This is a genomic window from Bradyrhizobium sp. CCBAU 53415, from assembly GCF_028128735.1.
In the GTDB taxonomy this organism is placed as follows: Bacteria; Pseudomonadota; Alphaproteobacteria; order Rhizobiales; family Xanthobacteraceae; genus Bradyrhizobium.
The window spans coordinates 761,825-784,795 of record NZ_LBJF01000027.1; the positions used below are offsets into that span (position 1 = coordinate 761,825).

21 protein-coding genes and 1 pseudogene are annotated in these 22,971 nt (G+C 64.3%); 15 read left to right on the plus strand and 7 right to left on the minus strand.

The features are described 5' to 3' along the window. Positions 1-63: 63 nt before the first annotated feature. Positions 64-427 (minus strand): annotated as a pseudogene (locus XH87_RS31630) (SphA family protein); the annotation flags it as partial. A 113-nt stretch (positions 428-540) separates the two neighbouring features. Here XH87_RS31630 and XH87_RS31635 point away from each other — a divergent pair. The 3 genes from XH87_RS31635 (at position 541) to XH87_RS31645 (ending at position 2,220) form a co-directional block, all read left to right on the plus strand. Then, positions 541-786: a hypothetical protein gene (locus XH87_RS31635; RefSeq protein ID WP_271590252.1), complete on the plus strand. Its 246-nt coding sequence runs from the start codon at positions 541-543 to the stop codon at positions 784-786. A 132-nt stretch (positions 787-918) separates the two neighbouring features. After that, positions 919-1,167, plus strand: a complete 249-nt coding sequence (locus tag XH87_RS31640; RefSeq protein ID WP_271590253.1) for a tyrosine-type recombinase/integrase — start codon at positions 919-921, stop codon at positions 1,165-1,167. Positions 1,168-1,224: 57 nt separating this feature from the next. Continuing rightward, on the plus strand, positions 1,225-2,220 hold the full coding sequence (locus XH87_RS31645) for a DUF2806 domain-containing protein (RefSeq protein ID WP_271590254.1): 996 nt from the start codon (positions 1,225-1,227) through the stop codon (positions 2,218-2,220). A 365-nt stretch (positions 2,221-2,585) separates the two neighbouring features. Here XH87_RS31645 and frc read toward each other — a convergent pair whose 3' ends face one another. From frc to XH87_RS31660, 3 genes are all read right to left on the minus strand, one after another. Beyond that, positions 2,586-3,863, minus strand: coding sequence for a formyl-CoA transferase (frc, locus tag XH87_RS31650; protein ID WP_271590255.1), 1,278 nt, complete (start codon positions 3,861-3,863; stop codon positions 2,586-2,588). Positions 3,864-3,926: 63 nt separating this feature from the next. Beyond that, entirely contained in the window at positions 3,927-5,660 is a 1,734-nt protein-coding gene (gene oxc, locus XH87_RS31655) for an oxalyl-CoA decarboxylase (protein WP_271590256.1), read from the minus strand. A gap of 74 nt (positions 5,661-5,734) precedes the next feature. After that, entirely contained in the window at positions 5,735-6,430 is a 696-nt protein-coding gene (locus XH87_RS31660) for a GntR family transcriptional regulator (RefSeq protein WP_161537124.1), read from the minus strand. A 349-nt stretch (positions 6,431-6,779) separates the two neighbouring features. Here XH87_RS31660 and XH87_RS31665 point away from each other — a divergent pair, with 349 nt between their 5' ends. The 11 genes from XH87_RS31665 (at position 6,780) to XH87_RS31715 (ending at position 19,917) form a co-directional block, all read left to right on the plus strand. Beyond that, a complete protein-coding gene (locus XH87_RS31665) occupies positions 6,780-8,909 on the plus strand; it encodes an acetate--CoA ligase family protein (protein ID WP_035699576.1) in 2,130 nt (709 codons plus the stop codon). A gap of 143 nt (positions 8,910-9,052) precedes the next feature. Further along, complete coding sequence (locus tag XH87_RS31670) at positions 9,053-9,895, plus strand: IclR family transcriptional regulator (protein ID WP_271590918.1); 843 nt, start codon at positions 9,053-9,055, stop codon at positions 9,893-9,895. A 105-nt stretch (positions 9,896-10,000) separates the two neighbouring features. After that, a complete protein-coding gene (locus XH87_RS31675; RefSeq protein WP_271590257.1) occupies positions 10,001-10,969 on the plus strand; it encodes a Bug family tripartite tricarboxylate transporter substrate binding protein in 969 nt (322 codons plus the stop codon). Beyond that, positions 10,966-11,451: a tripartite tricarboxylate transporter TctB family protein gene (locus tag XH87_RS31680; RefSeq protein ID WP_271590258.1), complete on the plus strand. Its 486-nt coding sequence runs from the start codon at positions 10,966-10,968 to the stop codon at positions 11,449-11,451. Before XH87_RS31675 ends, XH87_RS31680 begins: the two co-directional genes overlap by 4 nt. Beyond that, positions 11,451-12,950, plus strand: coding sequence for a tripartite tricarboxylate transporter permease (locus XH87_RS31685; protein WP_271590919.1), 1,500 nt, complete (start codon positions 11,451-11,453; stop codon positions 12,948-12,950). The genes XH87_RS31680 and XH87_RS31685 overlap by 1 nt, the downstream gene beginning before the upstream one ends. A gap of 53 nt (positions 12,951-13,003) precedes the next feature. Further along, positions 13,004-13,804 (plus strand): NYN domain-containing protein, encoded by an 801-nt coding sequence (locus XH87_RS31690; RefSeq protein WP_271590259.1) that lies wholly within the window; start codon positions 13,004-13,006, stop codon positions 13,802-13,804. 81 nt (positions 13,805-13,885) lie between these two features. Further along, a complete protein-coding gene (locus tag XH87_RS31695) occupies positions 13,886-15,688 on the plus strand; it encodes an adenine deaminase C-terminal domain-containing protein (protein ID WP_271590260.1) in 1,803 nt (600 codons plus the stop codon). 153 nt (positions 15,689-15,841) lie between these two features. Then, entirely contained in the window at positions 15,842-17,632 is a 1,791-nt protein-coding gene (gene gcl / locus XH87_RS31700) for a glyoxylate carboligase (RefSeq protein ID WP_271590261.1), read from the plus strand. An 11-nt stretch (positions 17,633-17,643) separates the two neighbouring features. Further along, positions 17,644-18,429, plus strand: a complete 786-nt coding sequence (gene hyi, locus XH87_RS31705; RefSeq protein ID WP_271590262.1) for a hydroxypyruvate isomerase — start codon at positions 17,644-17,646, stop codon at positions 18,427-18,429. Between the two features lie 102 nt (positions 18,430-18,531). Continuing rightward, positions 18,532-19,419, plus strand: coding sequence for a 2-hydroxy-3-oxopropionate reductase (locus XH87_RS31710; protein WP_271590263.1), 888 nt, complete (start codon positions 18,532-18,534; stop codon positions 19,417-19,419). Between the two features lie 114 nt (positions 19,420-19,533). Beyond that, positions 19,534-19,917, plus strand: a complete 384-nt coding sequence (locus XH87_RS31715; RefSeq protein ID WP_035699550.1) for a DUF1236 domain-containing protein — start codon at positions 19,534-19,536, stop codon at positions 19,915-19,917. Between the two features lie 43 nt (positions 19,918-19,960). On the opposite strand, the gene XH87_RS31720 is transcribed toward XH87_RS31715, so the two are convergent. From XH87_RS31720 to XH87_RS31730, 3 genes are all read right to left on the minus strand, one after another. Continuing rightward, positions 19,961-20,338, minus strand: coding sequence for a VanZ family protein (locus XH87_RS31720; protein WP_271590264.1), 378 nt, complete (start codon positions 20,336-20,338; stop codon positions 19,961-19,963). A 76-nt stretch (positions 20,339-20,414) separates the two neighbouring features. Next, on the minus strand, positions 20,415-21,023 hold the full coding sequence (locus XH87_RS31725; protein ID WP_271590265.1) for a thiamine pyrophosphate-dependent enzyme: 609 nt from the start codon (positions 21,021-21,023) through the stop codon (positions 20,415-20,417). A gap of 10 nt (positions 21,024-21,033) precedes the next feature. Beyond that, positions 21,034-21,600: a thiamine pyrophosphate-binding protein gene (locus XH87_RS31730; protein ID WP_271590266.1), complete on the minus strand. Its 567-nt coding sequence runs from the start codon at positions 21,598-21,600 to the stop codon at positions 21,034-21,036. A gap of 260 nt (positions 21,601-21,860) precedes the next feature. Between XH87_RS31730 and XH87_RS31735 the strand changes: the two genes are divergently transcribed. Then, a complete protein-coding gene (locus XH87_RS31735) occupies positions 21,861-22,910 on the plus strand; it encodes a hydroxyacid dehydrogenase (protein ID WP_271590267.1) in 1,050 nt (349 codons plus the stop codon). The last annotated feature ends 61 nt before the right edge of the window (positions 22,911-22,971 follow it).

The window sequence follows — 22,971 nt, forward strand, 5'->3', positions numbered from 1 at the left end:
GATGTCGGCGACCTGGTGATCGCTGAAGCCGAGCACCGAGCGCACGCCCTTGTCAGTGACGCGCTACTTCCTGCTCACGTGCTTCGTCGGCGTCACTGCCGGCGGGCGCGGCTGGCGAGACGGCAAATGTCACCCAGACGTTCCAGCCCGAGGGCCGGTTTTCTGCGGTAAACTCCCCATAACCCTTGAAGTTGAGATAGCCCTGCATGTCGCCGACCGGAAAAATGAAGCCGATCTGAGGACCGATCCCGGCCACCTGCGAGCGGAATCAGCCGACGCGGTCCCCGGAGCCGCTGTCGCAGCCGAGCTGTTTGTAGACGTAGCCGGCCAAACCGACCTGGACCTGCTTGGTCAAGAATTGCGATGCGCCCCAATCGAAGTGCATGTCGACGCCGCTCTGATATTTCGTGTCCGCGTTCTCGAAGTTGAAGTACGGTGACAGTGCACCTAATCTGCCGCTGGCGAAGTACAATTGAGTGCACTGTCATCGTAATCGGCTTCGACCCGCTGCCGACCAGCGCCGAAGGCGTCAAGGCGACGATGCGCGGCATCCGCCGCACCCTCGGCGTCCGGCAGCCCCGGAAGGCTTCGACCACGGCCGAGCTGCTCGCCCGTGTGATTCACATCTTGCTAAAAGCGCTCGCCGGCTTGCGCGATCGGGCGATTTTGCTTGTCAGTTTCGCCGCCGCGCTGCTCAGATCTGAGCTGACCGCCTTACATGTGCATCACATCGAGCGCTGCGCCCGCGGAATCGTGCTGCACATCGACGCCTCCAAGACCGACTAGGAAGGGAAGGGCGAAGAGCTCCCGGTACCGAACGGCCGCCAGCTTCGGCCTGTCGACGCCTTCGCCGCATGGCTCGATGCCGCCGGCATCACCGAGGGGCCGATCTTCCGGGAAGTCGATCGACACGGGAAGGTGGGGTTGGCCCCACTTTCGGGCCGCTCGATCGCGCGGGTAGTGAAACGGGCCGTTAAGGCGGCCGGGCTGGACGAGACCATCTTCTCCGGGCACTCGATGCGCGCCGGCTTCGTCACTTCGGCGCTCGCCGACGGCCAGGATCCGCTGAAGGTCTCGAAGATCTCGCGGCACAGGAAGATCGATACGCTCAAGATTTACGACCGGCGCGAGACCGAATTCGATGATCACGCTGGCGATGGCTCGTAAACTTGCGGTCGCGAAGGATTCCGGCTTAGCTCTGTTTCCCAAACGAGAGCTGAGCTGATGACCCACGATCCGCTGGACAAGAAGATCTCTGTCGGAGTCGAACTGACGGAAGCAGGCCTCAACGCCAATGCAAGAAGCCGTGCCGCCGCAGCATTGGACCGGCTGGTTGGAAACCTCGTAGATTTCGTCAATTTGCCAGTAGAAGCCAGCAACGTTCGATCAAGGACAAAGATCGAAGCGGAGCGCCAGCTGATGGACGCAATGCGCAAACACGCCATTGGCCGAATGAAAACGGACGCCGAATTCGCCGACCGCGCGGTGTCGAGCTATCTCCGGTCCATTGGTATCCGCCAAGAGAATAAGGACGGCGTTGCCCGGCATGCGATCGAGGACTTGCGCCGAGATCCATCAGCTTCGGGCAAAGCGAGCGACTTAGATCCTCTGTTTGTCGATAAACTAGAGCGACACGCGGAGGAGGCATCAACAGAAGCTCTGAGGGAAAAATGGGGCCGGGTGCTGGCTGCGGAAGTGCGAGAGCCCGGATCATTTGCGCCAAAAGTTCTGAGGGTGGTCGATGAGCTGGACGGCCAAACTGCCCGAGTGTTCGAAGAGGTTTGCAATTTCCGTTTGAATGATGTGATTCCGCGAACTTTGTCTGGAGTGCTTGAGTTCGAGAAAATAACGCGGCTGGTCGAGGCCGGGCTTCTCCTGGATCCTGGCGAGGGCGGGCAGCTACAGTATTTCGTGGAGTCGACGCACACTTCGAATCCAGACGACAAGATTTGGATGCTCGGGACGGGCGAAGTGGCGATCGGGATTCGCGATATCAGCTCACTTTCCCGTCAACCGCTTATGAGCACTGAACCAATTGGACTTTACGAGGGGCAGCCGGTCATCCCAGTCTATATTCTCACTCAGGCGGGACATGCCGTTTCGAGGATCTTGCCAAAAAGGGACGAGGAAGTACTGGAAGCTTACGCTCAGAAGCTGGAGCAGTCCTACGGCGATGTGCTTCGATTGAAGCGTGTCGAGGGGGGCTATAGTGCCCGATAACAGCTCATCGCTGACGTCCTTGCGACGCGCTGACGTCCGATAGCCGCCCTTGGACTCCGGACCGACCTTTGCAGCCGCTTTCCGCGAACGGGGTGTGGTCGGGGATCCGTTCCGATGTGGCAACAGGCGAGCGCCCCGATGTGCACTCCCGGCACGACATCGACGATGGCATAATACCCCTGTTTTGCCCGACGGGTCAAAAGTGATTTCGCAAAATAGGAAATTGGCTTGCGCCCAAGAGGTTAGCTACTGTGCATGGGGTTGTTTTTCCGTTTTTTGGTTGGCGCCCGCGATTGCAGGACGTTCGCAAGCAAAAAGGGCCGCCCCTTCGGGCGGCCCTCGCGTATCGTTCAAGGCGGCGTCGCTTACTCGGCGGCCTGCTTCTGCGGCGGGGCGAGCGCGCCGGACTTGTGGATATCGGCGACCTGGTGATCGCTGAAGCCGAGCACCGAACGCAGGATCTCGTCGGTGTGCTCGCCGAGCAGCGGCGAGCGTTGCACGTCGCTCGGGCTATCCGACAGCTTGATCGGGTTGCCGACCGAGATGTACTTGCCGCGGGTGGGGTGGTCGACCTCGACCACGGTGCCGGTCGCGCGCAGCGACTGGTCTTCCGCGATCTCCTTCATCGACAGGATCGGGCCGCAGGGGATGTCGTCCTTGTTGAGGATCTCCATCGCCTCGAACTTGGTCTTGGACATCGTCCACTGCTCGATGCGGGCGAAGATCTCGTTGAGACGCGGCAGGCGGGCCGCCGGCTTGGCGTAGTTCGGATCGGTCTTCCACGAGGGCTCGCCGATCACGTCGCAGATCTTCTCCCAGACCGGGGCTTGCGTGATGAAGTAGATGTAGGCGTTGGGATCGGTCTCCCAGCCCTTGCACTTCAGGATGCGGCCGGGCTGGCCGCCGCCCGAGTCGTTGCCGGCGCGCGGCACGGCGTCGCCGAACGGCACGCCTTCGCCGAACTGGCTGTACTCCTTGAGCGGGCCGTGGGCGAGGCGCTGCTGGTCGCGCAGCTTGACGCGGCAGAGGTTGAGCACGCCATCCTGCATCGCGGCGGTGACGCGCTGGCCCTTGCCCGAATGCGTGCGCTGGTAGAGCGCGGTGACGATGCCGAGCGCCAGATGCAGGCCGGTGCCGGAATCGCCGATCTGGGCGCCGGTGACGAGCGGCAGGCCGTCGCGGAAGCCGGTGGTGGAAGCGGCGCCGCCGGTGCACTGCGCGACGTTCTCATAGACCTTGCAGTCCTCGTAAGGCCCGGGGCCGAAGCCCTTGATCGAGGCGACGATCATCTTCGGGTTGATCGCTTGAATCTTCTCCCAGGGGAAGCCCATGCGATCGAGCACGCCGGGGCCGAAATTTTCCACCAGCACGTCGCACTTCTTGATCAGTTCGGTCAGGACTTCCTTGCCCTTGGGGTTCTTGGTGTCGAGCGTGATCGAGCGCTTGTTGTGGTTGAGCATGGTGAAATACAGGCTGTCGACGTTCGGGATGTCCTGCAGCTGGCCGCGGGTGATGTCACCCACGCCCGGACGTTCCACCTTGATCACGTCGGCGCCGAACCAGGCCAGCAGCTGCGTGCAGGTCGGTCCTGATTGAACGTGGGTGAAGTCGAGAATGCGAACGCCCTCGAGCGCTTTGGTCATCATGTTGCTCCGTACTCTGTCTGCCCCTGCACCCGGCAGGGAATAAAGGGTTGAGGGGTGGACTTACTTCTTCTTCTGCAGAACGCTCTGCGGATTGAGGTTGCCGATGCGGCCGCTCTCCGAGCCCGCGGCCGGATCGATCACCGCGTTGATGAGCGTGGGCTTGCCGGACTTCATCGCCTCGTTGACGGCGCGCTTGAGCTCGTCGGGCGAGGTCGCGTTGACGCCGACGCCGCCGAAGGCTTCCATCATCTTGTCGTAGCGCGCGCCCTTGACGAACACCGTCGTCGCCGGGTCGGCGTTGGCGCCGTTGACGTCGGTGCCGCGATAGATGCCGTCATTGTTGAAGATGACGACGCAGATCGGCAGGTTGTAGCGGCAGATGGTCTCGACCTCCATGCCGGAGAAGCCGAAGGCCGAGTCGCCTTCGACCGCCAGCACGGGATGGCCGGTCTCGAGCGCGGCCGCGATCGCCTGGCCCATGCCGATGCCCATCACGCCCCAGGTGCCGACGTCGAGACGCTTGCGCGGGCGGTACATGTCGATGACGCCGCGGGCGAGGTCGAGCGTGTTGGCGCCTTCGTTGACGAGGATCGCCTCGGGGTGCTCCTTGATGACGTTCTTCAGCACGCCGAGCGCGCCGTGATAGTCCATCGGCGATTTGTTGTTCATGAGCTTCGGCGCCATCTTCGCGACGTTCTCTTCGCGCTTGGCTGACACGGCCTTGGTCCATTCAGCGGGCGGGGCGGTCCAACCCGTTCCCATCGCCTGGTTGAACGCGGAGACGACCGAGCCGATGTCGCCGACCACGGGGGCGACGATCTCGACGTTGGAGTCCATCTCCTTCGGCTCGATGTCGACCTGGATGAACTTCTTCGGCGTCTCGCCCCAGCTCTTGCCCTTGCCGTGCGAGAGCAGCCAGTTCAGCCGCGCGCCGATCAGCATGACGACGTCGGAGTCCTTCAGCACCGTCGAGCGGGCAGCGCCCGCGCACTGCGGATGCGTGTCGGGGAGCAGTCCCTTGGCCATGCTCATCGGCAGGAACGGCACGCCGCTCTTCTCGACGAAGCTCTTGATCTCCTCGTCGGCCTGCGCGTAGGCCGCACCCTTGCCGAGGATGATGAGCGGACGCTTTGCGCTCTTCAGAACGTCAAGCGCGCGCTTCACCGAAGCGGGCGAGGGGATCTGCGCCGGCGCGGCATCGATCACCTTGACCAGCGACTTCCGGCCGGCCTCGGCGTTCATCACCTGGCCGAACAGCTTGGCCGGCAGGTCGAGATAGACGCCGCCCGGGCGGCCCGAGACCGCGGCGCGGATGGCGCGGGCGAAACCGATGCCGATGTCCTGGGCGTGCAGCACGCGATAGGCTGCCTTGCACAGCGGCTTGGCGATCGCGAGCTGGTCCATCTCCTCGTAGTCGCCCTGCTGGAGGTCGACGATCTCGCGCTCCGAAGAGCCCGAGACCAGGATCATCGGGTAGCAATTGGTGGTGGCGTGGGCGAGCGCGGTGAGACCATTGAGGAAGCCGGGTGCCGAGACCGTGAGGCAGACGCCGGGTTTCCTGGTGAGATAACCGGCGATGCCTGCGGCGTAGCCGGCGTTCTGCTCGTGGCGGAAGGAGATCACGCGAATACCGGCGGCCTGCGCCATGCGGCCCAGATCCGTGATCGGGATGCCCGGCACATTATAGATGGTGTTGATGCCGTTCAGCTTGAGCGCGTCGATGACGAGATGAAAACCATCCGTCAGTTCCTGCTCGGTGCCCGGTGCCTCGGACTTGGTCGCGGTATTCAGCATGGGCCTTGTCTCCCTGGTCTCAAGTAGTGGGGCGAGTGCTTCGCCCTTCTGGTGAACGTTCGCTGGGTAAAGAGCTACGTGAACAGTTCCTGGCCGTGCGCTTCGACGTAAGCGGCAAGGCCGAGGGTGTGATCGCGGGCGCGCTTCTCGGCGAGCTCGGTGTCGCGCGCTTCCAGCGCTTCGATCATGCCGAGATGCTCGGGCAGCGACGTCGCGGTGCGATCCTTGCGTCCGATGGTCAGCTGGCGATAGCCGCGCACGTGCAGCAGGAGGTCGTTGGTGAGGTCGACCAGAACAGGCGATTCCGACAGCGAGATCAGCGCCTGATGGAAGGCGATGTTGGCGCGTGAATATTCCTCGACGTGATCCTCGGGCAGGCGGTCCTTGCCGAAATCCTTGAAGAAGTCGCGCAGCGCCGTGATGTCCTTCTTGCGTGCGGTGGTGGTGATGAGGCGCGCGGCCATGCTCTCCAGCGCCGCCCAGGCGCGGATCATGTCGACGATCTCGCTCTTGGTTCTGCGCACCACCATGATGCCGCGGCGCGGCACCGTTTTCACGAAACCGTCCTGCTCGAGCATCGCGATGGCTTCGCGGATCGGGGTGCGGCTGACACCAAGCCTCTCGGACAACGCACGCTCGTCGAGCATCACCGGCTCGGGCGTCGAGTAGATGTCCATCTTGAGGATGGCTTCCTTCAAGGCGTCATACGCCTTGTTTTTGAAGCTGCTCTCCGGGGCAATACGAACGATTGCGATGTCTGCCTCGGCCATGTTCGGCAACGCCTTGATTGGTTTCCGTTGTGACACGACGAATCTCCTCCAGTGGGAGTCGTCTTTTACAGGAATAATGACGGAAAGTTTTTGGCATACCACATGCCAGAATGTCAAGCTGGCTATTTTTTGCGGCGTTCTAAGGCATGCTCCAGCTTGACAAGTTGGCTTCTGGCATACCAAATGCCATCGCCAGCCATTTTTGATCCATGCCGGCGGAGTAATCTGGCGTTTTACGCCGCTCCGACCCGCGACATGGAACAGAGCGCGGCGAATGGCAAGCATCACGGGCGGCCGCAAACACGCGCGCGCTTTGTAAAGAACGAACTGAGGTCAAGGGAGAAGCCACATGTCCAATTCCAAAGATGCCGTCCGCAAGGTGCTTGACCAGGTCAAGGCGGACAACCGCACCAGCCTGACGGCCCCGGAAGGCAAGCTGGTCTGCGACGCCTACGGCATTCCGGTGCCGAAGGAGGGCGTGGCGAAGTCGGCCGGCGAGGCCGGCAAGATGGCCACCGCGATGGGCTTCCCGGTCGTGATGAAGATCGTCTCGCCGGACATTCTCCACAAGACCGAAGCCGGCGGCGTCATCGTCGGCCTCAAGACGGCCGACGAGGCCGAGAAGGCCTACGAGACCATTCTCGGCAACGCCAAGAAATATAAGTCCGACGCCAAGATCGAAGGCGTCCAGGTGCAGCAGATGCTGGCGGGCGGCACCGAAGTGATCGTCGGTTCGATCACCGACGGCTCGTTCGGCAAGCTGGTCGCTTTCGGCCTCGGCGGCGTGCTGGTCGAGGTGCTCAAGGACATCACCTTCCGCCTCGCGCCCGCGACCAAGGAGGACGCGCTCTCGATGCTCGACGGCATCCAGGCGCACGAGATCCTGAAGGGCGTGCGCGGCGGCGAGCCGGTGAACCGCAACGCCCTCGCCGACGTCATCGTCAAGGTCTCGCAGCTCGTCACCGATTTCCCCGAGATCGTCGAGCTCGACCTCAACCCTGTGTTCGCGACGGCGAAGGGCGCGACCGCCGCGGACGTCCGCATCGTCGTCGACTTCGCCTATGTGCCGAAGCCGAAGCCGCGCCCGACCGAAGAGATCGTCGCGGCGATGAACCGCATCATGCAGCCGAAGGCGGTCGCCGTGATCGGCGCCTCCGCGGAGGACGGCAAGATCGGCAATTCCGTGATGAAGAACCTCATCAACGGCGGCTACAAGGGCGAGATCATTCCGATCCATCCCAAGGCCGCCGAGATCCTCGGCTACAAGGCCTATAAGAGCGTCAAGGACGTGCCGGGCGTGATCGACGTCGCGGTTTTCGCGATTCCCGCGAAGTTCGTTGCCGCGGCGCTGACCGAATGCGGCGAGAAGAAAATCCCGGGCGCGGTGCTGATCCCGTCGGGCTTCGCCGAGGCCGGTGCGCCGGAGCTGCAGGCCGAGATCGTCGAGGTCGGCAAGAAGTACGACATCCGCCTGATGGGGCCGAACATCTACGGCTTCTACTACACGCCGGCCAATCTCTGCGCCACCTTCTGCACCGCCTATGACGTCAAGGGCCACGCGGCGTTGTCGTCGCAGTCGGGCGGCATCGGAATGGCCATCATCGGCTTCTCGCGCTCGGCGAAAATGGGGGTGTCGGCGATCGTCGGCCTCGGCAACAAGTCCGACATCGACGAGGACGATCTGCTCGCCTTCTTCGAGCAGGATCCGAACACCAATCTGATCGCGCAGCACTGCGAGGACCTCAAGGACGGCCGCGCCTTTGCCGAAGCCGCCAAGCGCGTCTCCAAGAAGAAGCCGGTCGTCGTGCTCAAGGCTGGCCGCACCTCGGCCGGCGCCAAGGCGGCCTCGTCGCACACCGGCGCGCTCGCCGGCAACGATCGCATCTACGAAGACGTGTTCAAGCAATCCGGCGTGATCCGCGCCCGGAGCTTGCGCCAGCTACTCGAATTCGCCCGCGGCGTGCCGGTGCTGCCGACGCCGAAGGGCGAGAACGTCTTGATCATCACCGGTGCAGGCGGCTCGGGCGTGCTGCTGTCGGACTCCTGCGTCGACAACGGCCTGTCGCTGATGTCGATGCCGCCGGATCTGGATGCGGCCTTCCGCAAGTTCATCCCGCCGTTTGGCGCTGCCGGAAATCCTGTGGATATCACCGGCGGCGAGCCGCCGATCACCTACGTCAACACCGTGAAGCTCGGCCTGTCGGATGAGCGCATCCACGCGCTGATCCTCGGCTACTGGCACACCATCGTCACCCCGCCGATGGTGTTTGCCCGCAACATGGTCGAGGTGAAGAAGGAGATGGAGGCCAAGGGGTTTGTGAAGCCCATGGTCGCCTCGCTCGCCGGCGATGTCGAGGTCGAGGAAGCCGCCGAATATCTCTACCAGCACGGCATCCCGGCCTATGCCTACTCGACCGAGCTGCCGGTCGAGGTCCTCGGCGCCAAGTACAAATGGGCACGTGGGGCAGGGCTGCTCTGAGCCTAACTCTCCTGTCATCCCGGGGCGATGTGCAGCATCGAACCCGGGAATCTCGAGATTCCGGGTCTGGTACGCCAGGCCCGCGCTGCGCGCAGTCCCGGCGCACCATCCCGGAATGACGGATGCACAAGCGGCAGGTCGCGATGAGCAAGGACGTGATCCGGCGCAGATCGCACGAAGCCCGGTCGCCGTCGGAGGCCGAGCACGAGGGCCGTGACGGCGGCGTGCAGTCCGTCGACCGCGCGCTGTCGGTCATCGAGACGCTGGCCGAGGACGATGAAGGCTATCGCCTCAGCGATCTCGCGATCCGCACCGGCCTGTCGGCCTCCACGGTGCACCGCCTGCTGGCGACGCTGGAAAGCCGGCGCTTCGTGCAGTTCGACCGTGCCAAATCCAAATGGCATGTCGGCGTTCGCAGCTTCACGGTCGGCGCGAGCTTCGCGCGGCGGCGGAATTTCTCCGCGCAGGCGATTCCATACCTCCGCAAGCTGCGCGATCTCACCCGTGAGACAGCCAATCTCGCCGTGGTCGACGATGAGTTCATCATCGTGCTGACCCGCATGGAGAGTCGCGAGATCATGCGCTCGCTGACCAAGGTGGGAGGCCGCGTTCCCATGGTGACCTCCGGCGTCGGCAAGGCGGTGCTCGCAACCTATTCGGACGAGGACGTCAGCGCCGTCATCCGCCATCACGGCATGCCCCGCCTGACCGAGAAGTCGATCGTGCGGCCGAGCGATCTGTTTAGGGAACTCGAAAAGATCCGCAAGCTCGGCTACGCCCTCGACGATGAAGAGGCATGCATGGGCCTGCGCTGTGTTGCGGCGGTCGTCTACAACGACTGCGCCGAGCCGCTTGCGGCGATCTCGGTCTCCGGCATGACCAGCCGGCTGACGGACCAGAGGTTGCCGGAAATCGGGCAAATCGTCCGGGATGTCGCCGCCGAACTGACGGACGCGCTCGGCGGGGTGATCCCGACGCCCCGCTGACAAAAACCCCGGGGGGATGTCACTGGACAGCATCGGCCGTTTTGGCTGATATGCGACCAAACGACACAATGCGGCAAACGTCCGCATGAGCCTGGAGATGCCCCCATGTTTCGATTTTCCGCGCGCCTTGTCGGCGCAGCCGTCGCGCTGACCCTGGCGGCAGCCAATCCGGCCTTCGCCCAGCAGCTCGAGCTCAAGTTGATGGCGCCGGCGGCCCCGGGCGGGGGATGGGACCAGACCGCGCGCTCGATGCAGCAGGCCCTGGTGGCTTCGGGCGTCGCCCGCAGCGTGCAGGTCACCAACGTTCCCGGCGCCGGCGGCAGCGTCGGCATCGCGCAATTCGTCAATGGTGCCAAGGGCGACGGCAACCAGATGATGGTCAACGGCTTCGTCATGGTCGGCGCGCTCGCCATGAACAAGTCTCCGGTGACGCTGGAGCAGGTCACGCCGATCGCGCGCCTCACCGAGGAAATCCAGGTGATCGTGGTTCCCGCGAGCTCGCCGATCAAGAATGCACAGGATCTTGCTGCCGCGGTGAAGGCGGATATCGCCAAGGTGACATTCGCCGGTGGCTCCGCCGGCGGCGTCGACCATGTGATGGCGGCGATGTTCGCCGGCGCCGTCGGCGCCGATGCGAAAAAGATCAACTACATCCCGTTCTCCGGCGGCGGCGAGTCGCTGGCTGCGATTCTCGGCGGGAAGGTTACTGCGGGCATTTCGGGACTGAGCGAATATGAAGGGCAGATCAAGTCCGGCAAGCTGCGCGCGATCGGCGTGACCTCGGAGAAGCGCATCGCAGGCAGCGACATCCCGACCTTCAAGGAACAGGGAATCGACCTCGTGATCGCCAACTGGCGTTCGGTGGTCGCGCCTCCCGGCATCACGCCCGAGCAGCGCAAGATCTTGAGCGATGCGGTCGAGAAGATGGTGAAGTCTGACGCCTGGAAGGAGATCCTCAAGCAGAAGGGCTGGGAGGATGCCTATCTCGGCGGCGACGCGTTTGCCGACTTCCTGAAGAAGGAAACGGTGCGCGTCACCGACGTGCTGAAATCGGTCGGCCTGGTCAAGTCATGACCTCAGGCGATCCCGTCCAGCCGCCGCGGCGCGTCGACCGAGCCGGCATCGTCATCGCAGCACTGCTTGCGGCGCTCGCCGTGGTGCTGGTCTGGGACGCGCGTGGCCTGCAATCCGCCACGATGTACGGGATGGGACCCGAGGCTATGCCGGTCGTGGTCGCCGGCGGCCTTGCGCTGCTGGCGATCGGCAATTTCGTCGACGCGCTGCGCGGCAATCTGCCCGCGCGCGAGAGCGCCGATCCTATCCCCGTGGTTCTGATCCTCGTCGGCCTTGCTCTGCTGATCGCCATCATCGGTTTTGGCGGCGGTTTCATCCTGGCGACGTCGGCGCTGTTCGTGACGACGTCGGCGGCTTTCGGACGCCGTGCCATCCTCATCGACGCCATCATAGCCCTCGTGATGTCGACCCTCATCTATCTCGCGTTCGACCGGTTGTTGACGCTGAGCCTTCCGACCGGCCCGCTGGAGCGACTGCTGTGATGGACACTTTTGCGGCGCTGGCGCACGGCATGGCCGTCGCCATTCAGCCGATCAACCTGCTCTACGCGCTGATCGGCGTGTTCCTCGGCACCGCTGTGGGCGTGCTGCCCGGTATCGGCCCGGCGCTGACGGTCGCGCTACTGCTGCCGGTGACCTACAAGCTCGATCCCGGCGGCTCGCTGATCATGTTTGCCGGCATCTATTATGGCGGCATGTACGGCGGCTCGACGACCGCGATCCTGATCAACACGCCCGGCGAGAGCGCCTCGATGGCGACCGCGCTCGAAGGCAACAAGATGGCCAAGGCCGGCCGCGGCGGGCCGGCGCTCGCGACCTCCGCCATCGGCTCCTTCGTCGCCGGCACCATCGCCACGATCGGGCTCGCTTTCCTCGCGCCATGGCTGGTCGATTTCGCCGTGCGCTTCGGCCCCGAGGATTACTTCGCGCTGATGTGCGTCGCCTTCGTCACGGTGTCGGCGACCTTCGGAGATTCCCCGGTCCGCGGCCTGACCAGCCTGTTCATCGGCCTGACGCTGGGACTCGTCGGGATCGACAAGCTCACGGGACAGGCGCGGCTTGCGTTCGGCGTCCCCGAACTGCTCGACGGCGTCGAGGTGACGACGCTGGCGGTCGGGCTGTTCGCGGTGGGCGAGGCGCTCTACGTCGCATCCCGCCGCCACCACACCGAGGAGAAGCTCGAGCCGGTGCGCGGCTCGCTGTGGATGACCAAGGAAGACTGGAAGCGCTCGTGGAAGCCGTGGCTGCGCGGCACGATGTTCGGCTTCCCGATCGGCGCACTGCCTGCGGGCGGCGCGGAGATTCCAACGTTTCTCTCCTATTCGACCGAGAAGCGTCTCACCAGACATCCGGAAGAGTTCGGCAAAGGCGCGATCGAAGGCGTCGCGGGGCCGGAAGCCGCCAACAACGCCTCCGCGGCTGGCACGCTGGTTCCGCTCCTGACGCTGGGACTGCCGACCTCGGCGACGGCCGCGATGATGCTGGCGGGCTTCCAGCAATACGGCCTCAACCCGGGGCCGCTGCTGTTCGCCGAGCGGCCCGACCTCGTGTGGGGCCTGATCGCAAGCCTGTTCATCGCCAACATGATGCTGCTGGTGCTCAATCTGCCGCTGGTCGGCCTGTGGGTGCGGCTGCTGGCGATCCCGCAGCCCTGGCTCTATGCCGGCATCCTGGTGTTCGCGACCATGGGCACCATCGCGGCAAAGCCGTCCGTGGTCGAATTGTCGATGCTGGCCGGTTTCGGCGTGCTCGGCTTCCTGATGCGCCGGTTCGATTTCCCGATCGCGCCCGTCGTGGTCGGCCTGATCCTCGGACCGATCGCCGAGAGCCAGCTGCGCCGCGCGCTCGCGATCAGCCTCGGCGATCCCATGGCGCTGCTGCAAAGTCCGATCTCGGCGACGCTGCTTGGCATCGCGCTGATCGCGCTGCTGGCGCCCTTCGTGCTGAAGGGGCTCGGCCGGTTCAAGGCTAGCGAGGATTAGCCGTTAAGACGCACGCGTGTTCTAATGCTGCGTCCATCCCGTGGAGAAATGCCATGCCGTCGGAACTTCGCTCGCCCCGTCTGGCCGTCCTGATCGACGCCGACAATGCCTCTGCGAAGATCGCGGATGGACTTTTCGAGGAGATCGCCAAGATCGGCGAGGCCAGCGTCCGACGCATCTATGGCGACTTCTCCAATGCGCGTTCCAGGGGCTGGGCCGACATTCTGTCGAAGCACGCCATCATCCCGCAACAGCAATTCGCTTATACGACGGGAAAGAATGCGTCCGACATAACGCTGGTCATCGACGCGATGGACCTGCTTCACAGCGGCCGGTTCGACGGCTTCTGCCTGGTGTCTTCCGACAGCGACTTTACCCGTCTCGCCGCCCGCATCCGGGAGCAGGGCGTCGACGTCTTCGGGTTCGGCGAGCAGAAGACGCCGGAAAGCTTCCGGCAGGCCTGCCGAAGGTTCGTCTACACCGAGAACCTGGTTGCCGCCCCGGCGAACACCCAGGATGCCGCCTCGAGGTCGCCGCCGCTTCAGCCGCCCGATGCCGCCACGCCCATCATCAAGAAAGTGATCACCCAGATGGAGAGCGAGGACGGCTGGGTCGCGCTCGGCGAAGTCGGACGGCAACTCGCCAATCTGGCTTCGGATTTCGATCCGAGGACGTTCGGCTTCCGCAAGTTGAGCGACCTCGTGCGAAAGACGAATGCGTTCGAGATCGATGAGCCCAAAGGCCGGTCGATGCGCATTCGGGTCAAGCCCACTGCCGCACCGCCGAGGCGAAGGCGGAACCCGCGCAGGCCTTCGGGCGCGGGGGCGGCAGCTGTTTCGGCGCCGAAGACGTAAGTAGGTCCTGCCGCTATATTTGAGCTTGCCTGGGGGGCGGGCGTAACCATCGCTCGGCCGTAACGTCACCAGAGAGCTCCGATGACCAAACTTACCCGTTTCGCCGTCGCGCCACTGCACAGCATGACGCGGCGCCTCGCCGACGTCGCCTCGGAGCGCGTCGTGCCGGATCTCGTCGTCACGGGGGCGCGCGTGCTCTCGACCTATTCCGAGCGTATCCATCGGGGGCGGGAGGTCTGGATCTCCGGCGGCCGCATCGCGGCGGTGAAGCCGAGCGGTACAGCGAAGAAGGCCTGGAGCGAGGTGCCGCTCTACGACGCAGCCGGCGGCATCATTGCGCCGGGCCTCGTCGATCCGCACATCCACATCGAATCCTCGATGGTGACGGCCTGCGCCTATGCGGAGGCAGCGCTGCTCAACGGCACCACCACGATCTTCTGTGACAGCCATGAGATCGGCAACGTCATGGACGTCGCCGGCGTCGAGGCGATGCTGGAGGACGCGCGCGAGGCGCCGCTGTCGATCTTCTTGACGGTGCCGAGCACGGTGCCGGCGACGTCGGCGGAACTGGAAACCGCGGGCGGCGATCTCACGCCGGACAAGATCGCCGGCCTGTTCGACCGCTGGCCCGAAGCGGTGGCGCTTGGCGAGAAGATGGATTTTGTGCCTGTCACGATGGGTGACGAGCGCAGCCATGCCATCCTCGCCGCGGCCCTGAAGCGCGGGCGTCCGGTGTCCGGTCATGTCTATGGCCGCGAGTTCGTCGCCGCCTATGCGGCGAGCGGCGTCACCGATACGCACGAGGCGATCGACCGGGATATTGCTGACGATCTGCTCGACGCCGGCGTCTGGGTGTTCCTCCGCGGCGGCCCGCCCACGACGCCCTGGCATTCGCTGCCGCAGGCGATCCGCACCGTGACCGAGCTCGGGGCCTCGCACAAGCGCACGGCGGTCTGCACAGATGATCGCGATGCCGACGATCTGCTGCTGTTCGGTCTCGACTGGGTGGTGCGCGAGGCGGTGAAGGCGGGGATGTCGCCGGAGCAGGCCTGGTCGATGGGCTCGCTTCATGGCGCAACACGTTTCGGTATGGACGGCGATGTCGGCGGGCTCGGCGGCGGCCGCCGCGCCGATCTCGTGCTGATGGACGATCAGCTCAAGCCGCAATGCACCTGGTATGGCGGCGAGCTCGTGGTCGAGCACGGCAAGATCACGCCTCGGCTCGATCAGGCCTTGTCGCAGCGCTACCAATATCCGAGGGCCGCCTACGCCACGGTGAAGCTTCCGGAAGAACTGAGGCTGACGCCGGAGCTGCCGGTGAAAGCCTGCACCGTCAACGCGATCAAGACCGCGTTGCCCGGCATCACACTGATCCATGAGAAGGTCGCGATCGAACCGGCCAAGGACTGGCCCTCGCTGTTCGCGCGCTACGGCCTCTGCTTCGTCTCGGTGGTCGAGCGTCACGGCAAATCCGCCGGCAACGTCGCCCATGGCCTCCTCAAGGATTTTGGCCTGAAGCGCGGCGCGGTCGCTTCCAGCGTCGGGCACGACAGCCACAACCTCATCGTCGCCGGAACCAACGAGGGCGATATGCAGGTCGCCATCGCCGCGATCAAGGAGCGGCAGGGCGGCGTCTGCGTCGTCGCCGAAGGCAAGGTGAGGGCGCTGGTTCCGCTGCCCATTGCCGGGCTGCTGTCCGACAAGCGCGTCACCGAAGTAGCGGAAGAAGTGAAGGTGCTGAAGAAGGAATGGACGGAAGCCGGCTGCACCATCCCCTACATGGGCTTCAATTTGATTCCGCTATCGGTCATTCCGGAAATTCGCATCACCGACAAGGGTCTCGTGCTGGTGCCGCAGATGGAACTGGCGCCGCTGTTCGAGTGAAGCGGCTTTCACGCATCTCTCCATGTAACCGATTGAGACATCCGCGATTTTTTCGTGGCTGCCGCATCGTGGAAAATAAAATCGATCTCGTTGAGATCGGCTTCTGCGCACCTGATGATCTCGCTCGCTGACTTGAACCAAGCGAGGTCCGATATGGCGAAGATGCGAGCCGTCGATGCTGCCGTGCGTATCCTGGAAAAGGAAGGCATCTCGACTGCCTTCGGCGTTCCCGGGGCTGCGATCAATCCGCTTTATTCGGCGCTGAAGAAGCGCGGCTCGATCCGCCACATCCTGGCGCGGCATGTCGAGGGCGCCTCGCACATGGCAGAAGGATATACGCGGGCCAAGGCCGGCAATATCGGGGTCTGTATCGGCACCTCCGGGCCGGCCGGCACCGACATGATCACCGGGCTCTACTCGGCGATCGCAGATTCCATTCCGATCCTCTGCATCACGGGGCAAGCGCCGCGCGCGCGTCTCTACAAGGAGGATTTCCAGGCGGTCGATATCGAATCGATTGCAAAGCCGGTGACCAAATGGGCGGTGACGGTGCGCGAGCCGGCGCTGGTGCCGCGCGTGTTCAGCCAGGCGTTTCACGTGATGCGCTCAGGGAGGCCGGGGCCGGTGCTGATCGACATGCCGCTCGACGTGCAGCTGGCCGAAATCGAGTTCGACGACGAGACCTATGAGCCGCTGCCGGTCTACAAGCCGACCGCGACGCGCAAGCAGGTCGAGAAGGCGCTGGAGATGCTCAACGCCGCCGAGCGTCCGCTGATCGTTGCGGGCGGTGGCATCATCAACGCCGACGCTTCGGACCTTCTGGTCGAATTCGCCGAGATCGCCAACGTGCCTGTCGTACCGACGCTGATGGGTTGGGGTGCTATTCCCGACGACCACGTGCTGATGGCGGGCATGGTCGGCCTCCAGACCAGCCATCGCTACGGCAACGCAACTCTGCTGGAGTCCGACTTCGTGCTCGGCATCGGCAACCGCTGGGCCAATCGTCATACAGGCTCGGTCGAAACCTACACCAAGGGTCGCAAATTCGTTCACGTGGACATCGAGCCGACGCAGATCGGGCGCGTGTTCAATCCCGACCTCGGCATCGTCTCGGACGCGAAGGCTGCACTCGAGCTGTTCGTCACCGTCGCCAGGGAGTGGCGCCGGTCAGGCAGGCTCCGCGAGCGCCAGGCGTGGCCCGCGGCCTGCCGCGACCACAAGAGGACGATGTTGCGCAAGAGCCATTTCGACAACGTTCCGATCAAGCCGCAGCGCGTCTACGAGGAAATGAACAAGGCGTTCGGTCGCGACACCACTTATGTCAGCGTGATCGGACTGTCGCAGATCGCCGGCGCGCAGTTCCTCGGCGTCTACAAGCCGCGCAATTGGATCAATGCCGGGCAGGCGGGTCCGCTCGGCTGGACGCTGCCCGCCGCGCTCGGCGTGCGTGCCGCATGCCCCGATCGCGAGATCGTCGCCCTCTCAGGCGACTACGACTTCCAGTTCCTGATCGAGGAGCTCGCGGTGGGGGCGCAGTTCAATCTGCCCTACATCCACGTCGTCGTGAACAATTCCTATCTCGGCCTGATCCGTCAGGCCCAGCGCGGCTTCGACATGGACTATCATGTCCAGCTTTCTTTCGAGAACATCAACGCGCCCGAGATCGGCGTCTACGGCGTCGACCACGTCGCGGTCGCCGAAGGCCTCGGCTGCAAGGCGATCCGCGTCACCGACCCGAAGGACACGCAGGCCGCGTTCGCCACCGCGCGTGAGTTGATGACCAGGCACCGCGTTCCCGTGGTGGTCGAGTTCATCCTCGAACGCGTCACCAACATCGCGATGGGCACGGAGATCGACAACATCGTCGAGTTCGAGGAGGTGCTTGATCTGCCGCTCGACGAGGGCGGGACCACGCGGCCCGGCGTGCTGCAGCCGGCGGAATAGGAGACAGCATCATGCCGAGATTCGCCGCAAACCTCACCATGCTCTTCAACGAGATGCCGTTCCTCGACCGCTTTGCCGCGGCGAAGGCGGCGGGCTTTGCCGGGGTCGAATATCTCTTCCCCTATGATTTCGACAAGGCGCAGCTGCGCGAGCAACTCGAAGCCCATGGGCTGACGCAGGTGCTGCACAATCTGCCGGCCGGAAACTGGGCGGCGGGCGAGCGCGGCATCGCGATCCTGCCTGACCGCACCGCCGAATTCCGCGACGGCGTGTTCCGAGCCATCGAATACGCCAAGGCGCTCGATTGCGAGCAGCTCAATTGTCTCGTGGGCATCGCGCCTGCCGACGCCGATCCGCGCGAGCTCAACGAAACGCTGGTTGGTAACCTCCGCTTCGCTGCGTCGACGTTGGCGCGGGAGAAGATCAAGCTGCTTGTCGAGCCGATCAACACGCTCGACATTCCCGGCTTCTTCCTCAACGGTACCGAGCAGGCGGTGCAGCTGATCTCGGAGGTACGGTCGAACAATTTGTTCGTCCAATACGATATCTATCACATGCAGATCATGGAGGGCGATCTCGCCCGCACCATGCAGGAATATCTGCCGGAGATCGCCCATATCCAGCTCGCCGACAATCCCGGCCGGCACGAGCCTGGCACCGGCGAGATCAACTATCCCTTCCTGTTCCGCCACCTCGACGCAATCGGCTATCGCGGCTGGATCGGCTGCGAATACAAGCCGCGCACCACGACGCCGGAAGGGCTTTCGTGGCATGCGGCGCAGACGTTCGAGACGTGAGAGTGCGGCCACGGCGACGGTGCGCTCCCTCTCCCGCTTGCGGGAGAGGTGCACCGAGCGTGCGGATAAAATTTCGCTAATCCAACTGAGAGAAAGTCAGACATGACCAACATCGGGTTCATCGGACTTGGCACCATGGGACGGCCGATGGCCGGCCATCTCCTGGCGGCAGGCCATCGCGTTTTCCTGCATGATGTCGCGCCGGTCGCGCCGGAGCTGATCGCGGCCGGCGGCATTCCATGCAAGTCCAGCAAGCAGGTCGCAGAGGAGGCGGATGCCGTCATCATCATGGTGCCGGACACACCGCATGTCGAAGCCGTGCTGTTCGGCACGGACGGGGTCGCGAGCGGCATTTCCAGGGGCAAGATCGTCGTCGACATGAGCTCGATCTCGCCGCTGGCCACGAAGGAATTCGCCAAGAAGATCGAGGCGCTCGGCGCCGACTATCTCGATGCGCCGGTGTCGGGTGGGGAGGTCGGCGCCAAGGCGGCGAGCCTCACCATCATGGTCGGCGGGCCGGAGCGGGCTTTTTGCGCCATGAAGCCGATCTTCGACAAGATGGGCAAGAATGTCACGCATGTCGGTGCCAATGGCGATGGTCAGACGACGAAGGTTGCCAACCAGATCATCGTTGCGCTGACGATCGAGGCGGTGAGCGAAGCGCTTCTGTTTGCATCCAAGGCTGGTGCGGACCCAGCGCTGGTGCGCAAGGCGCTGATGGGCGGCTTTGCCTCGTCGCGGATTCTCGAAGTGCATGGCGAGCGCATGGTGAAGCGCAACTTCGATCCGGGATTCCGCATCGAGCTGCACCAGAAGGATCTCAACCTCGCGCTCGAGGTCGCGCGCACGCTTGGCCTGTCGCTGCCGAGCACGGCGGTGGCCCAGCAATTGTTCTCGGCCTGCACCGCACATGGTGGCCAGGCCTGGGATCATTCGGGGATGGTGCGAGCGCTGGAACTGATGGCGGGTCACGAGATCGCCGCAGCCTGAACTGTTACGCCGTAACAGTCTCCAGATCTGGCGTGTCTTTCGCCACGGGGGAACCGGAACAACGGTCCGGCCCCGCGGTTGAAGGCGAATAGCAATCACTGGAGACATGAGGACATGAAGACCCGTTTTGCGATTTCGTTGGCTGCCGCGTCTCTGCTGGCGTCGAGTGCAGCCTTTGCTCAGTCGACGACCGAACAGGGCGCCAGGGACGGCGCGCGCGCGGGCGGCGACATCGGTGGCCCGATCGGCGCCATGGTCGGCGGCACTGTTGGTGCGGCCGTCGGCGCCGGCCTCGAAATTCCGAACGCCGTGCTGGGCGGAATCCCGCGCGACGATTCCGTGGTGATTCACGAGCGCGTCGTGGTTGGCGAGCCACTGCCGCCCACCGTGGTGCTGCGCCCAGTGCCGAACTATACGCAATATCGCTATGCGGTCGTGAACGATCGCCGCGTGATCGTCGAGCCGCGCACGCGCCGCGTGGTCAAGATCATCGACTGATCGGTGCTGACCTTTGCGTTGAGAAGATGGGCCCTGCGGGGTGTCACTCCGCGGGGCCTTCGCTTGTCACGGCGGAGCCTGCGCGAAAGCGCGTGAGCAGCCAATCGGTCGCGGCCGCGAGCGCAAAGCCGATGCAGGCTGTGAGCGCGTCGACGAGGAAATCCTCGAGCCTGGCGTGGCGTCCCGGTGCCCAAAATTGCATCAGTTCGAGCACGCCGATCAGGACCACCGCGGTCGCTGCGCTCAACAGGCGCCGGCGCGGATAGGCGAGGCCGAAGGCCAATCCCACCAGAATGAAGGCGAGCGCATGTTCGCCGTCCTGACCGAGGTCGGAATGGGGACGAAGGCCGGGGGGACCTAGAGTGGCGAAAGTGACGGCGGCCGCGAGAAGCCAGGCAAAGGAACGAATGAAAATGGACATCCGGACCGCTTAGCACGGATCTGGCCGGGTTGTCGCGAGGTCGGTATCAGATCGCCGTGTAGTTAATGACAAAATGTTAAAGTGGCTCGCGCACGCCGAGGCCGTGCATGAAGCGCTCCCGGATCTGCACGGGGTCGCGGCGGGTGGTGCCCACGCCCGGCTTGTCGTCGATCCGGACCGCGATCAGGCCCGGCTCGCTGGCAGCCATCGCATCGTCGACCAGGCGCTCGAAATCCTCTTCGTCCGCGGCCCAGGCGCTGTTGGCAAGGCCGGAGCCGATGGCGATGGCGACGATGTCGGCGACGTTCGCTGCCGATGTCGGCTGCGCGCCGGTGATCTGGTAGATGCCGTTGTCCATCACGATCATCGTCAGGTTTTTCGGCTTCAGGGCTGCAATCGTCGATAGCGCGCCAAGCTGCATCAGCAGCGAGCCGTCGCCTTCGAGTGCGAAGACGCGGCGACCGGGCTGCGCCAGCGCCACGCCGAGCGCGATCGGAAAGGCGAGCCCCATGCTGCCCAGCATGTAGAAATTCTGCGGGCGGTGGCCGGCGGCCCAGAGATCGAAATTGGTGTTGCCGATGCCGCCGATCACGGCTTCCTCGCTTCCGAGCTTTGCGATCAGGCGCGAAGTGACGTCGAACCGGTTCATCACCTTGGTATTGCGCGCGTTCAAGTCAGTATTCATTTGACCGGCCTCACTTGTCGAAGACCTTGCCGCCGGTGAGCAGCGGGTTGAGGATCAGCGCGACCGGCGCCTGGGTGGTGACGGCCTGCTTGATGGAGCGGTCCGCGATGAATTCGAGCTCGTCGAGCCGGGTGATGGTGTGGTGCTCCAGCGCCAGCGAATCCAGCACCGGGCGCATGGTGCGGCAGACCAGCGACTGGCCGTAGTTGAACTCGCCGAGCGTGCCGCGCTCGGACACGAACATGATCAGCGGGATCTGGTACGGCACCGCGAGCGAGGCCAGCACGTTGGCCAGCGTGGCAAAGCCGGAAGTCTGCATCAGCACCGCGCCGCGCCGTCCGCCCATCCACGCGCCGGAGACGATGCCGACGGCCTCTTCCTCTCGGGCCGTGGCAAAAGCGGTGAAGAAGGGATCGGCGTGCAGGTTCTTGATCAGCGGCGTCAGAACGCGGTCGGGCACGTAAGGGATGAGGCTGATCTCGTTCCGCTTCAACGTTTGCAGGACGATCCCGTGCCAGCTCCTGTCGCCGGAGCCTTGAGCCGCCTGGGGCGCCGCCTGCTGTTCCGCAATCGCCATTGCGATCTCCCTTGGCGTATTTTTATGGGCCGCGCTGCACGCCTATCGGTGTTCGGGCGCGCCGCGGCGGTTCGCCGAACTTGACGCAGGCAGCGGGATTGTCAACATGTCCGGGGCGGCACCGTGATCTGCGCCAGAAGGCCTGCCGTGGCTGGCCTCGCCATGTCATAAGGCGACAACGAAAAAACGAGGAGGAAGCACAAGAGGAGCGCATCGCGCCACCTTGCCGGGCTCCCTCGCGAGCGAGCCGGAAGGTCCTGATGTCCGTCAACAGCAAGCGCGTCTTCTACGTCAAATACCTGGCCAACCCGATCTATATCGACATCCTGAAGGCACGGCCCGACGTTCGGCTCGATCGGATCGAGAACGAGAGCCCTGAGGATTTCTATGCGCCGATCCTGGACGCGGCCCATGTCTACCAGATCGGCGCGGCCCGTGACGAGCTGGCGCCGCATTTCCACGTCGATGCCGCCTTCCTGAAGCGGACGCCGAATTTGCTGCTTGTCTCCAGCAATGGCGCAGGCTTCGACCCGGTCGACGTCGAGGCCTGCACGGCCGCCGGCGTCGTGGTCGTCAACCAGTCCGGCGGCAACGCCCACTCGGTTGCCGAACATGCGCTCGCGATGATGTTGACGCTGTCCAAGCGCATTATCCAGTCGGATCGCCGCCTGCGCCACGAGCGCGACGTCAACCGCAACGAACTCGTCGGCAACGAGGTCGAGCACAAGACCGTCGGGATCATCGGCCTCGGCAATGTCGGCCGGCGCATCGCCGCGCTATGCAAGGGCCTGCTCGGCATGAAGGTGCTGGCCTATGATCCATACCTCACCGCGGAGGTGATGGCCGAGCGGGGTGGAGAGAAGGTCGAACTCGACGAGCTGCTGCGCCGCGCCGATTTCGTCTCGATCTCCTGCCCGCTGAACAAGGGCAGCCGCAACATGATCAGCGTACGCGAATTCGCGCTGATGCAGCCGCATGCCTATTTCATCACCACGGCGCGCGGCTTCATCCACGACGAGGACGCGTTGCTGCAGGCGCTGCGCGACAAGCGTATCGCGGGCGCGGGCCTCGACGTCTGGTCCAAGGAGCCGCCCCCGCCGGAGCATCCGTTGCTCCAGTTCGACAACGTGCTGGCGAGCCCGCATACCGCGGGAGTGACGGTCGAGGCGCGCCAGAACATGGGCCGGATCGCCGCCGAGCAGGTGCTGGAGACGCTCGACGGCAAGCGCCCGCCGCGCATCATCAATCCCGAGGTCTGGCCGCGTTATGCAGAGCGCTTCAAGCAGGCATTCGGGGTGACGCCGGGGTAGCGCCGGCCGGAACCGATGGTGGAAAATCACCCTACCGACCTTGATCCGCGTCAAAATCTCC